13 protein-coding genes are annotated in these 12,372 nt (G+C 65.6%); 6 read left to right on the forward strand and 7 right to left on the reverse strand.

From position 1 onward, the window contains the following. Positions 1-2 precede the first annotated feature (2 nt). From gluQRS to K226_RS0111735, 3 genes are all read right to left on the reverse strand, one after another. Positions 3-1,010, reverse strand: a complete 1,008-nt coding sequence (gene gluQRS, locus K226_RS0111725; protein WP_024814992.1) for a tRNA glutamyl-Q(34) synthetase GluQRS — start codon at positions 1,008-1,010, stop codon at positions 3-5. Beyond that, the gene (locus tag K226_RS0111730; RefSeq protein WP_024814993.1) at positions 1,007-2,149 is read right to left on the reverse strand and encodes an NAD(P)/FAD-dependent oxidoreductase; all 1,143 of its coding nucleotides are present in this window, start codon (positions 2,147-2,149) and stop codon (positions 1,007-1,009) included. Before K226_RS0111730 ends, gluQRS begins: the two co-directional genes overlap by 4 nt. A 75-nt stretch (positions 2,150-2,224) precedes the next feature. After that, on the reverse strand, positions 2,225-3,163 hold the full coding sequence (locus K226_RS0111735) for a LysR family transcriptional regulator (protein WP_024814994.1): 939 nt from the start codon (positions 3,161-3,163) through the stop codon (positions 2,225-2,227). A 105-nt stretch (positions 3,164-3,268) separates the two neighbouring features. Between K226_RS0111735 and K226_RS0111740 the strand changes: the two genes are divergently transcribed. The 4 genes from K226_RS0111740 (at position 3,269) to K226_RS0111755 (ending at position 6,055) form a co-directional block, all read left to right on the forward strand. Beyond that, positions 3,269-3,970 carry a pirin family protein gene (locus K226_RS0111740; RefSeq protein WP_024814995.1) on the forward strand — a complete coding sequence of 234 codons (702 nt, stop codon included), beginning with the start codon at positions 3,269-3,271 and terminating at the stop codon, positions 3,968-3,970. Between the two features lie 211 nt (positions 3,971-4,181). Next, positions 4,182-4,736 (forward strand): flavodoxin family protein, encoded by a 555-nt coding sequence (locus K226_RS0111745; RefSeq protein ID WP_024814996.1) that lies wholly within the window; start codon positions 4,182-4,184, stop codon positions 4,734-4,736. A 27-nt stretch (positions 4,737-4,763) separates the two neighbouring features. Next, a complete protein-coding gene (locus K226_RS0111750) occupies positions 4,764-5,171 on the forward strand; it encodes an OsmC family protein (protein ID WP_024814997.1) in 408 nt (135 codons plus the stop codon). Beyond that, a complete protein-coding gene (locus K226_RS0111755; RefSeq protein WP_024814998.1) occupies positions 5,168-6,055 on the forward strand; it encodes a pirin family protein in 888 nt (295 codons plus the stop codon). Before K226_RS0111750 ends, K226_RS0111755 begins: the two co-directional genes overlap by 4 nt. Positions 6,056-6,121: 66 nt before the next feature. On the opposite strand, the gene K226_RS0111760 is transcribed toward K226_RS0111755, so the two are convergent. Genes K226_RS0111760 through K226_RS0111775 form a run of 4 tightly spaced genes read right to left on the reverse strand, consistent with a single transcriptional unit; the run spans position 6,122 to position 10,341 of the window. After that, the gene (locus K226_RS0111760) at positions 6,122-6,889 is read right to left on the reverse strand and encodes a sulfurtransferase (RefSeq protein ID WP_024814999.1); all 768 of its coding nucleotides are present in this window, start codon (positions 6,887-6,889) and stop codon (positions 6,122-6,124) included. Positions 6,890-6,949: 60 nt separating this feature from the next. Then, the gene (locus K226_RS0111765) at positions 6,950-7,807 is read right to left on the reverse strand and encodes a MinD/ParA family protein (RefSeq protein WP_024815000.1); all 858 of its coding nucleotides are present in this window, start codon (positions 7,805-7,807) and stop codon (positions 6,950-6,952) included. A gap of 10 nt (positions 7,808-7,817) precedes the next feature. Then, on the reverse strand, positions 7,818-8,582 hold the full coding sequence (locus K226_RS0111770) for a GGDEF domain-containing protein (protein ID WP_024815001.1): 765 nt from the start codon (positions 8,580-8,582) through the stop codon (positions 7,818-7,820). 34 nt (positions 8,583-8,616) lie between these two features. Continuing rightward, the gene (locus K226_RS0111775) at positions 8,617-10,341 is read right to left on the reverse strand and encodes a SulP family inorganic anion transporter (RefSeq protein WP_024815002.1); all 1,725 of its coding nucleotides are present in this window, start codon (positions 10,339-10,341) and stop codon (positions 8,617-8,619) included. A gap of 186 nt (positions 10,342-10,527) precedes the next feature. Between K226_RS0111775 and K226_RS0111780 the strand changes: the two genes are divergently transcribed. After that, positions 10,528-11,016, forward strand: a complete 489-nt coding sequence (locus K226_RS0111780) for a BON domain-containing protein (RefSeq protein WP_024815003.1) — start codon at positions 10,528-10,530, stop codon at positions 11,014-11,016. A 94-nt stretch (positions 11,017-11,110) separates the two neighbouring features. Further along, entirely contained in the window at positions 11,111-12,358 is a 1,248-nt protein-coding gene (locus tag K226_RS0111785; RefSeq protein ID WP_024815004.1) for a PLP-dependent transferase, read from the forward strand. Positions 12,359-12,372 lie beyond the last annotated feature (14 nt).

Here is a 12,372-nt window from a genome sequence, read left to right on the forward strand (position 1 = left end):
TGTCACGGTCGCCCATTGTAGGTTCGCTCCCAGGCGTTGACCCACATCTCCAGGGCCTGCGCTGGCGTATTTTCGTGAAGCTGCTCCACGGCAGGAAGGCCGAGCACCCGGGCGGCTGCTCCCAGGGCCTGCAAGGGATCGTGAAGATCGAGCGCTGCGGCGCCATTCTGTTTGGAGAGCTTTTCGCCGTTGGCGCCACAGACCAGCGGGGTGTGCAGGTAGCTGGGGGTCGCCACACCCAGTGCCTGCTGCAGCAGGATCTGGCGGGGTGTGTTGTCGGCCAGGTCTTCGCCGCGCACCACGTGGGTGATGTGCTGGGCTGCATCGTCCACCACCACGGCCAGCTGGTAGGCCCACAGGCCGTCTGCGCGGCGCAGCACAAAGTCGCCCACCGCGCTGGCCACATGCTGCGCCTGGGGGCCGAGGCGGCGGTCTGCCCAACGCACTGTGCCATTTGCTATTGAAAATGTAGCTCCTTGCGCTTTATCTATAAGCGCTAGAGGGTTTTTTGGCTTGAAGTCCGTGGTGTTGAACCGCCAGGATCGTGCGGGCCGCCCGCGCAGGCCGTGGCGGCAGGTGCCGGGGTAGGGCAAGGTGGCATGGCGTATGCGGTCATGGCCTTGCGCCGCGTGGGCGTCTTCGATGTCTTTGCGCGAGCAGGCGCAGGGGTAGGCATGGCCCTGCGCAATGAGCTGGTCCAGTGCCTGCTGGTACAGGGCGCCGCGTGCGGATTGCCACACCGGCGGTGCGTCGGGCAGCAAGCCGCAGGTGGCCAGCTGCTGCAAGATGACATCGGCCGCGCCAGGAACGCAGCGCGGTATGTCCACGTCTTCGATGCGCACCAGCCAGCGCCCGCCGCGCCCGCTGTGGCCAACTTCCCAGGCCCGCGCATCCAGCCAGCTGGCCAGCGCCGCCACCAGCGAGCCTGCATGCAGCGGGCCGGTGGGCGAGGGGGCGAAGCGGCCCTGGTAGGTGGTGGCCTCCCGTTGGGCCCCTTCGCCGCGCGTCATGCCACGGCGAGTGCCATCTCCAGGCCGGACACAAAAGCGTCTTCCAGGCGGTGGCCCAGGCACCAGTCGCCGCAGGCGCCCAAGGCCAGGCTGGCGTCCCACAGATGGCTTTGCCCCAGGGGCTGCGTGGTCTGGGCATAGCGCCAGCGGCGCGTGTCGGCATGGGCGGGTTGCGCCCGAATGCCGGTGACCTCGGAAAACGCCTTCAGCAGCTTGGATTGCACGCGATCCGCGTCGTCTTCAAGGTGTTCTGCCGACCAGGCCGGGCTGGCTTGCACCGTCCAGCGTTCGACGGTGGTGCGGCCGGGTTTGGACGACTCGCGTGCCAGCCACGAAATGCGGTGGTGGGTGCTGCGTGCCGCGTTCCACTGGGGGCCAAGGGTGGTCAGGTCCGGGCGCACGGCCTGCGGGTAGGCAAGCATGAGTGTCCAGCAGGGCGCAGTGGTCACGCGCGACAGGGCGGCGTTCAGCGGGGTGTCCAGCCCCGACACCGCCAGCAGTGCCTGGGCGGGCGTGGCGGGCTGGGCCAGCAGCACCGCGTCGAAACCGGCATAGACATGCTGTGCACCGCCCTGGCCTTCGGTGCGCACTTGCCAGTGGGTGCCATTGAGGGGGTCGCGTTCAATGCTGCTCACGCGGGTGTCGGTGATGAGCTGGCCTGCCTGCAGCAAGGGGGCGGCCCAGGTGGTGACAAGGGCGTTCATGCCCGGGCTGGCCACCCAGTGGGGTTCGCGCGTGGGTAGGCCCGCGGCCGCCACGCGGCCAGCCGCGTCGAGCACGCGCACGGCGTTGGCGCTCCAGGGCCGGCACACGCCGGGAACGGTGTCGATGGCCTGGGCAAAGCGCGGGTCGCGTACGGTGAAATATTGCGCACCCGCATCAAAGCTGCCAAAGGGGGAGTCGATGGTGGTGGTTCGACCACCGGCCTTGGACGATTTTTCAAAAACGGTGACCTGATGGCCTGCCTGCACCAGCGTGCGCGCACACACCACGCCGGCCATGCCTGCACCAATGATGGCGAAATGGCGTGGTGTCTTGCCGGTCTTTGTTGCCTTGCCGGACTGGCGCTGGGCGGGTGCTGCTGCCGGGGTGCCTGGGCGTCGGGGCCGTTTGGCGGGGCGGGAAACGGGTTTTGTCATGGAAGGCCTTTCGGAGACGGTCGGCTGGAGAAATCTAATAAGAGCCACTCTACACGCGTGGCGCGGGGTCGGACATCAGAAATGATGGTGGTTTTCCAGCAGGGCATGGCGCGTGGCCGTGCTTTGCAGCTGATTCAGCCACCATTGCAGTGCGCGCCCGGGCGTCGTGAAACCGGGGCCGCCCCATGCATAGTGAATGCGCAGGCTGCGCTCGGGCCGGGCCACGCGGCGTGCCACCAGATGGCCGGCCTCCACGTAGGGGCGCACCATGGGTTCCGGCAAAAAGCCTCCGCCCAGGCCGCGCAGCTGCGCCTGCACCTTGGCCTGCATGGTGTCCACCGTGAGCACATCCTGCCCGCCCAGCAGGCCCATGGTGGCACCGCCGCGCTGCGCCGAGTCGGCCACGGCCACCGCGCGGTGCTGCAGCAAGGTGGCGTCGGTGATGGGCTCTGGCACCGCCGCCAGCGGGTGGTGCGGTGCCACCACGTAGATGAACCGCAACTCACCGAGCAGCCCTTGCTGCAGGCCGGCCACGTTCGAGCCCTCGGCCGAGACGCCAATGGCCAGATCGGCGTTGCCGGTGGTCAGCGCCTCCAGGGTGCCGGTCATGATGCCGTCGCGCAGTTTGAGGTGGGTGGGCGGGGCCATGGCATAAAACGCATCGACCAGTTCCAGCAGGGTGTGTGGGGAGACCACGCCGTCCACGGCAATCGTGAGCTGGGGCTCCCAGCCTGTGGCCACGCGGCGCACGCGGTTGGCCACGGCATCGATCTCGCGCAGCAGCCGTGCGCCTTCGCGCAGCAGCTCGGCGCCGGCTTCGGTGGGGCGTGCCTGGCGGGCTGTGCGATCAAACAGCAGCACGTCCAGGGCGTCTTCGATCTGGCGCACCCGGTAGGTCAGCGCGCTGGGCACCAGGCCCAGGTGCCGGGCTGCGGCCGCAAAGCTGCCGGTTTCCGAAATCACCTGCAGCATGGCAAGGCTGTCCGGGGTGAGAACGTCGTAGGCGTGGGGCATGGTGCAGCAATGTTAGTTCAGATTTTTTGAACGATTCCGACAATCCCCCAGACCCTGCAGCGCAGGCCCGCCCCCTACAGTCGAGTCTTGAAAGGAGCAATGACCATGCTGACTGTTCGAAAATCGCAAGACCGGGGCCACGCTGACCATGGCTGGCTCCATTCCTTCCACAGCTTTTCCTTCGCGGGTTACTACGATCCCCGCCACATGGGCTTTGGCAACCTGCGCGTCATCAACGAAGACCGCATTGCGCCCGGCACCGGCTTTGGCACCCACAGCCACCGCGACATGGAGATCATCAGCTATGTGCTGTCGGGCGAGCTGGCCCACAAGGACAGCATGGGCAACGTCAAGGGCATTCCGCCCGGCGACGTGCAGCGCATGAGCGCTGGCACCGGTGTGACGCACAGCGAGTTCAACCACGCTGCCGGCGAGACCACGCATTTTCTGCAGATCTGGATAGTGCCCGACGAGCGGGGCATTGCGCCCAGCTACGAGCAAAAGACTTTCACTGCCGCCGAAAAACGCGGTGCATTGCGGCTCGTGGCCTCACCCGACGGAGCGCAGGGCTCGGTCACGGTGCATGCCGATGCCACGCTGTATGCGGGGCTGCTGGATGGCCCGGAGGCCGTCACCCAGCCCCTCAACCCGGCACGCAAGACCTATGTGCACCTGGTGCGCGGTGCGCTGTGTGTGAATGGCCAGCCACTGGCCGCAGGCGATGCCGCGCTGCTCGAAAACGAATCGTCCCTGGCGCTGACCGGTGGCCAGGACGCCGAGGTGCTGGTGTTTGACCTTGCCGCCTGAGATTTGCGCCGCTGTCGGTTTGTCTGATTCTTTTTTTCTGGCGCTCACCCTATCGGCCTCTTTGCAAAATCCGATGGCCGTGGTGCCGGCGCCTGGAGCGTGGACGGCCAGCGCGCAGCCAGCTAAGCTCTGCGAACGTATTTCTCGGTCCACCCCACCTTTCCGAGGGTGACGCGTGGGTCTTTTTTCTCTTGCATAGAAGGATTCATCCATGTCTTTGATTGCAGTGGTTTATCACTCCGGCTACGGCCACACCCAGCGCATGGCCCAGGCCGTGGCCGATGGCGCGGACGCCCAGTTGGTGGCGATTGATGCCGACGGCAACCTGCCCGACGGCGGCTGGGAGACCCTGCTGGCCGCCAAGGCCATCATCATGGGCTCTCCCACCTACATGGCAGGCCCAAGCTGGCAGTTCAAAAAATTTGCGGATGCCTCGTCCAAGCCCTGGTTCAACCAGTCCTGGAAAGACAAGCTCTTTGCGGGCTTCACCAACAGTGCCAGCATCAACGGCGACAAGCAGGTCACGCTCGACTATCTGTTTCATCTGGCCATGCAGCATGGCGGGCTGTGGGTGGGCGCGGGCATGATGCCTGCCAACTCGAAGGCGGCCACGCGCAACGATGTCAACTGGATGGGCGCGTTCAGCGGCGCCATGGCGCAGTCGCCCTCGGATGCCTCTGCCGCCGAAATGTTGCCCGGCGATCTGGAAACGGGCCGGTTGCTGGGCCAGCGCGTGGCGGCGGTTGCGGCACGCCTGGGCGACTGATACATCAAACCACTTTGGAGTCGCCCCATGGCCATTGAACTCAATCGCATCGTCTCCACGCCCATGGCGCAAACGCTGACCATTCGCAGCCACGCGCTGGTGGTGGATGGCACCGCTGCAGAGGGAGGCGACGACACAGGCCCCAACCCGCACGACCTGTACGACGCGGCGCTGGGCTCGTGCAAGGCGCTTACGGTGCTCTGGTACGCGCGCCGCAAGGGCATTCCCGTGACCGACGTGCGCACGGTGATCGAGCGCGACGCTTCGGCCGAGCGCGCGGGCACCTACCACCTTGCAGCCCGTATGCAGATCAGTGGCGATCTCAGCGATGACCAGTTGCAAGAGCTGCAGGCCGTTGCGCACAAATGCCCGGTGCACAAGCTTATGACGGCCGTCACCACTGAAATCACCACTACCGTGGAGCGCATGGCATGAGCATGGCGCCACTGGTGCTCTCCGGTCATTTGAAGGATCTGGGGGGCGGGTTTACGGTGCGCAGGCTCCTTCCCGCCGTGCAGCGCAAATCGGTGGGGCCGTTTCTGTTTTTTGACCACTTTGGCCCCGTTACCGTGCAGCCCACGGACGAATACGACGTGCGGCCGCACCCGCACATCGGCCTGGCCACCGTGACCTACCTGTTTTCGGGTGCCATCCTGCATCGCGACAGCCTGGGCAGCGTGCAGCAGATCGAGCCCGGCGCCATCAACTGGATGACCGCCGGGCGCGGCATCGTGCATTCCGAGCGCCGGCCTTTGGCATTGGCCAGCCAAAGCTATGTCAACCACGGCATCCAGCTGTGGTCTGCACTGCCACTGGGGCAGGAAGACTGCCCGCCTTCGTTCACGCACACACCTGCCAGCGCCATTGCGCAGCGATCGGTGGGCGACGCCACGGTGCGGGTGCTCATCGGGTCGGCGTTTGGCGTGACCTCGCCGGTGGCCGCGATGTTGCCCACGCTGTACCTGGATGTGCAGCTGCCGCCACAAGGCGTGCTAGAGCTGCCCGCCCTGGCGCAGGAGATGGCGGTGTACGCGGTGGATGCCGCCGTGCGGCTTGATGGCCAGCCGCTGGCCGAGCACACCATGGCCGTGTTGCCGCCCGCCGCATCGGCGCGGTTGCAGGCGGGCCCCACGGGGGCGCGGCTGATGGTGATAGGCGGTGCGCCGCTGGATGCACCCCGCCACATGTGGTGGAACTTTGTCTCCCGCAGCAAAGACCGCATCGTGCAGGCAGCCCACGACTGGGAAACCGATCAGATGGGTCAGGTGCCCGGAGACACCGAGCGGATTCCCTTGCCGGCGCACCGTTTCAAGCCGTGATGCAAGGTTGTACGCAGGTTTGCAGCTAAATAGGCCTCTAGCGCTTATGGCGTAAGCGCTGATAGCTCATGTATTTATAGCGTCTTCAGCCTTGGCGCTGAGGGTGGCCACCGCAAGATCAGCGGCCAGCGTGCGGCGCTCGTCAAACACAAAACAGCCGCCGTGGTAATGCGCGCCATCCGTCTCTTCGAAATATTTCAGGATGCCGCCTTCGAGCTGGTAAACATGCGCAAGGCCTTCCTCGCGCATCAGGATGGCGGCCTTTTCGCAGCGGATGCCGCCGGTGCAAAAGCTCACCACCGTCTTGCCCGCCAGCTCGGCCTTGTGGGCCCGCAGGGCCGGGGGGAACTCGGTGAATTTGTCGATGCGCCAGTCGATGGCGTTGTCGAACGTGCCTTCATCCACCTCGAAGGCATTGCGTGTGTCCAGCGTCACCACCGGGCGGCCCGCATCATCGTGGCCCTGGGCCAGCCAGCGGTGCAGGGTGGCCGGTGTCACGGCCGGTGCCCGGCCTGCCGAGGGCTGAATGGCGGGGTGGTCCATGCGAATGATCTCGCGCTTGACCTTCACCAGCATCTTGCGAAACGGCACAGTGCCTGACCAGCTTTCCTTGGGGGCCAGGTCGGCAAAGCGCGGGTCGGTGCGTAGGGCATCGACAAAGCCGCGTACCGCCGCTGCCGGGCCTGCCAAAAACATATTGATGCCCTCATGGGCCAGCAAAATGGTGCCCTTGAGCGCGGCAGCCATGGCGCGCTCGTGCAGCAGATCGCGCAATGCCGCTGCATCGGGCAAGGGCACGAACTTGTAGCAGGAGATGTTCAGGACTGGGTTCACGGCGGATATCTCAGAACGGCGCACCCGCCCGCGGGCAGGCGCTGCACCGGTGCCGTGCGCTCAGGCGGTGGGCACCAGCAGCGTGGATTCGATCTTGTTGGCCAGCTGGGCAATGGCCAGCGCCGCAGCACAGCCCGGCGTTTGCAGCAGCAGCAGCTGGCGGCGCATGACGGCATCCCGCACCGCAGGATCGGCCGGGATGTCGCCCATGTGAATCAGGCGCATGGCGCGGCCCGATTCGGTGCTGACAAAGCGGTCGAGCACCTGCTGCAACTGGCTGGTGATGGCACGGCCATCGCCCGGGCGGGCGGCCTGGTTGATGACCATGCGCACATGCTGGCGTTTTTGCTGCATGGCCAGCACCTTGATGGCCGCATAGGCATCGGTGAGCGAGGTGGGCTCAGGGGTGGCCACGATCAGCACCTCGGATGCCAGCGAAACGGAAAACAGCACCACATCAGAGATGCCGGCGCCGGTGTCGAGCAGCACCACGTCGTACTTGGGCGTGATCGCCTGGATGACGTTGAGAAACTGGTTGCGCACCTCGGGGGTCAGGCGCGAATACTCGACCATGCCCGAGCCCGCCAGCAGCACCGAGAAACCGCCGGGCGCCTGGATGATGGCGTCCTGCAGGGCAGCCTTGCCGGTGAATACGTCGTGCAGCGTGATCTTGGGGTGCAGGTTCAGCACCACGTCAAGGTTGGCCAGGCCCAGGTCGGCGTCGAGCACCAGCACACGCTGGCCTCGTCGGGTCAGGGCTGCAGCCAAGTTGGCAGAAACAAAGGTCTTGCCCACGCCGCCTTTGCCGCTGGTGACGGCAATGATGCGTGCACCGGTGCCTGGCGCCGCAACGGGGGGCGTGGTGGGCGGCACAGGGGCAGCCGGGGTGTTGTTGGGGGGGGACAGCGCGTCGCTCATCTCATTACTTTCAGTAGACGCTGCCTGCGGGGTCCAGCGAAGGCAAATCGCCCCAGCCCGACGGCGTGTAGAGCGGGCCGAACAACAGGCTCTTTTCTTCGGCACTGACCGTGCTGTCGGGTTGCTCCTCAATGCTCACACAATTGCGGCCCATGGATTTTGCGTTATACAACTGGTGGTCTGCGCGGTCTGTCCAGAGCAGGGTGGTGGAGCGGATCCATTGCATGGCGAAAGCGCCACCAATGCTGAGCGTGACGTTGACTTCAACCGAAGGCGAAATGCGCACCGGCGTGTTGGCCACGGCACGGCGAATGCGCTCGGCAACCACCTTGCCAAAGCCTGCCTGGCAGGCGGGCAGCACCACTGCAAATTCTTCGCCACCGTAGCGCGCCAGTGTGTCCATGGGGCGCACGCAGGCGCTCAGGGTGCGCGACACCGACTGCAGCACCACGTCACCGGCCAGATGCCCGTAGGTATCGTTGATCTGCTTGAAATGGTCGATGTCCAGGATCAGCAGCAAGGCGGCTTCACCCGAGCGTGTCACGCGGTCGATTTCACGCTCTAGCACCGCACGGAAATGGCGACGGTTCGCCAGCCCGGTGAGGTGGTCTTTGAGAGAGAGTTCGCACAGCCCGTCGATCAGGCCCTGCAGGTGCCGTGAGGGCTGATCGCGGCGCAGGGCAGCCTCGCTCCCGCTGGCCTGGGCTACCAGAGCGTGCGCAGTGTCCAGGCGCAGGTCGCGCAGGTCTACGATGTGGGAAGCCGGATCAGGCACGGATTTTGAGGGCCATAAGTAGCCTGCGAGTGTATCAGTCGGCCCTTGCTTTTTGGCTGTCTGCGACGCCATCACTGGCGTTGTGGGCCGGTCCCGGCAGTTGCTGCAGGGCCAGCAAGGCTTCGGCGTCGGTGCGGTACATGGCCAGCCCCGGGCCGGGCTCCAGCACCCCGGCGCGGCGCAGTCCCTGTTCCACGGGCAGCTTGAGCCCGCTCAGGTGCAGCGTGCCCGTGCGGGCACGCAGTGTGGAAACCAGGTTGGAAAAGGTTTCCACACCCGTCACGTCGATGCGGTTGATGGGCTGGGCCAGCAGGCAGACATGCACCACGTCGGGGTGGGCGCCCAGGTGGTCCATTACCCGGCGCTCCAGCGCGCTGGCGGACGCAAAGTCAAGTTCCGCGTCCATGCGCAGGGCCAGCAGGTGCGGTGCCAGCGCGGGCAGTTGCCACAGGTGCCGGTCGCGCAGGCTGCCGTCGGGGTGCAATCCCACCTCGATGATGCGGGGGTGCAGGCGCTGGTAAAGGAAGTGGCTCAGGTTCATGAGCAGCCCCACGAGCACACCCCAGTACATGCGGGGGGCTGTGGCCAGCGTCAAACCGAAGGTAACGCCAGAAATGACCGCCTCGATGCGGGAAATCCGCCACAACCGCACAAAACTGCCTGGTTTGATCAGGCTGGTGACAGCCGTCACCACCACGGCGGCCAGCACCGATTGCGGCACATGGTAAAGCGCTGGTGTCAGCCACAGCAGCACCACCAGCACCAGGGCAATGGCAAACACGGTGGCCCAGCCGCTGCGGGCGCCGGCATACAGGTTGATGGCCGAGCGAGAGAATGAAGCGCTGGTGGCAAAGCTGCCACACAGGCCGCTGCTGATCTTGGCCAGTCCCTGACCGATCAGGTCCTGGTTTTCGTTCCAGCGCTCTCCCGAGCGCTGGCTGTCCACCTTGGCGCTGGAAGCGGTTTCGAGAAAACTGACCAGCGTCACCACCAGCACCGGCATGACCAGTGCCGAAAAGCTGGACCAGGGCAGGGCGCCCGGCCAGTAAAAGCTGGGCAGGCCGGCCGGCAAGGCTCCCACCACCGCACCATCGGCCTCGGCGTAGCCCAGGGCCCAGCTGACGGCACCCGCAGCCCCCAGCACCACGATGGCAGCCGGAAAGCCCGGGCGCAGCCGACGCGCCACTATCAGCAACACCAGGCTACCCAGGCCGAAGGCCGCTGCTGTCAGATCGAAATGGCCCAGCGAGGGCGTCGTCCACAAGGCGCCCAGATCGGAACGCAGCCCGGTCAGTGCCCCGAGCTGGGACGAAAGAATCAGCAGCGCCGCTGCCTGGGTAAAGCCGCTGAGCACCGGTGAGGTCACCAGATTGAGCAACCAGCCAAAGCGCGCCAGCCCCATCACCAGCTGCAACAGTCCTGACAGGATCGCCATCCAGGCCGCCATGGCCACCCACTGCGCACTGCCGGGTTCGGCCAGCCCCGTCAGCGATGCGCCGATCAGAAGGCTGGTCAGTGCCGTGGGCCCCACGCCCAGGCGCGTGGAGGCGCTGAACAGCACGGCCACCAGAGCGGGCACGAGGGATGCATAGATGCCGGTCACCAGGGGCATCCCTGCAAGCGCGGCGTAGGCAACGCCCTGCGGCACCAGCATCAGGCCGACGGTCATTCCTGCCCAGAATTCGCCCTTGAGCAAGGCCGGTTCTGGGCGCGGCCAGTTCAGAAACGGAAGCCAGCGGGACAAGGTGTTCAGTGACATCGTTGCAATTGTCGCCGCTGCATCGGCCTGGCGCACCCGAAGGCATCCCCGCGCGCCAACTGTCTTTCGCGAGGGGCAGAGCAGGTTGGTGCTGTTGTCCTACAGCCCATTCGGCGCTGTCCGACCCCAGGCGTCACGATGTGCTGCCTACATTCACACCATCTTTTATCTGGAAGGAGTGATCACATGAATATCCGTCATTTTTCGCACAGTGGTTCGCAGCGCATCCTGAGCATTCTTGGTGTCAGCGCCTTGGCTTTGGGTCTGGCCGCGTGCGACAAGCAAGAGCAGCCCACCGTGGGCCAAAAACTCGATTCCGCTGTGCAACAAACCGAACAGGCCGCCGCGGATGCGAAGGTGAAGGCAGAAAACGCCCTCGAGAATGCGGAAACCAAGGTCGAAGAGGGCGCTGCCAAGGTGCAGTCGGGCGCCCAGGAAATGGGCACTGCTGCCATGGGCGCAATGGATGACGCGACGATCACAGCGCAGGTGTCTGCTGGCTTGGCCAAGGACCCAGATCTGAGCGCGTTCAAGATCGACGTCGACACCCGTGCCGGCGCAGTCACACTTTCGGGTCCCGCACCCAATGCAAGCGCCCGCGAGCGCGCTGAAACCATCGCCAAAGAGGTGAAGGGCGTGACATCGGTCACCAACAACCTCAAGGTGCCCAGCTAAGCCACAGGCATCTCGCCCCCACCTACGCATGGGGGCGCTGCACCCGGGCTTGCGGCCCGGTGGTACCGCAGGCTACGGCCGTGGGCGCGCTACCATGGCTGGCATGACTGAAGACACCACTTTTGGGCCTGCAACCCGCATCGTCCATCACCCTTATGTCCCGCCTGCCGGATTTGTCGCGCCGCAGCCTGGTGTGTTCAAGGCATCTACGGTTATTTTCCCTAGCGTGGCCGCGATGCGTTCGCGCGAATGGAAAGACAAGAGCGGCTACACCTATGGCCTGCATGGCACGCCCACCACGTTCACGCTGGAAGAGCGCCTGTGCGCCCTGGAGGGCGGGCTGCAATGCGTGCTGGTGCCCAGTGGCCTTGCGGCCATTGCCAATGTGGCCCTGGCCCTGCTCCAGCCTGGTGATGAAGTCCTGATTCCCGACAACGCCTACGGTCCCAGCAAAGACCTGGCCAACGGCGAGTTGGCTCGCTTCGGCATTCACCATGTGCTGTATGACCCGCTCGACCCCGCCGATCTGGCAGCGCGCATCACGCCGGCCACGCGCCTGGTGTGGCTGGAGGCACCTGGTTCGGTGACCATGGAATTCCCTGATCTGTGTGAACAGGTCCGCATCTGCCGCGGCCGGGGGGTCACGTCGGCGCTCGACAACACCTGGGGCGCTGGCCTCGCGTTTGCGCCCTTTGATCTGGCAGGAGACGGCAGCGGCTGCCTGGCCGTCGATATTTCGGTGCATGCGCTGACCAAATACCCCAGTGGCGGCGGCGATGTGCTGATGGGCAGTGTGATCACGCGCGATCCGGCGCTGCACATGAAAGTCAAGCTCACGCACATGCGCCTGGGCCTGGGCATCGCAGCCAACGATGCCGAAGCCGTGCTGCGCGCATTGCCCAGCATTGGTTTGCGCTACCGTGCACACGACGTTGCGGCACGCCAGCTGGCTCAGTGGTTGCAGCAGCAGCCCGCCGTGGCGCAGGTGCTGCATCCGGTGCTGCCCGGTGCACCGGGCCACGCCCACTGGCAGGCGCTGTGCGGCGCTGCAAACGATGGCCATGGCGCTGCGGCTGGTTTGTTCAGCGTGATGATCGACGCGCGTTTCAGCCAGCAGCAGGTTGACGCGTTCTGTGATGGCTTGCGCCTTTTCAAGCTGGGCTACAGCTGGGGCGGCCCCATGAGTCTGGTGGTTCCCTACCAGCTTGCATCCATGCGCAGCCGGCCCGCGCCGCACCTGCAGCCTGGCACCCTGGTGCGCTTTTCGGTGGGGCTGGAGGAGGTGGAAGACCTCCGCCAGGATTTGGAGCAGGCCATGCGCGGAGCATTTGGAGCGGCCTGAAGGCGGGGCGGGAG

Source organism: Acidovorax sp. JHL-3, from assembly GCF_000526295.1.
In the GTDB taxonomy this organism is placed as follows: domain Bacteria; phylum Pseudomonadota; class Gammaproteobacteria; order Burkholderiales; family Burkholderiaceae_C; genus Acidovorax; species Acidovorax defluvii.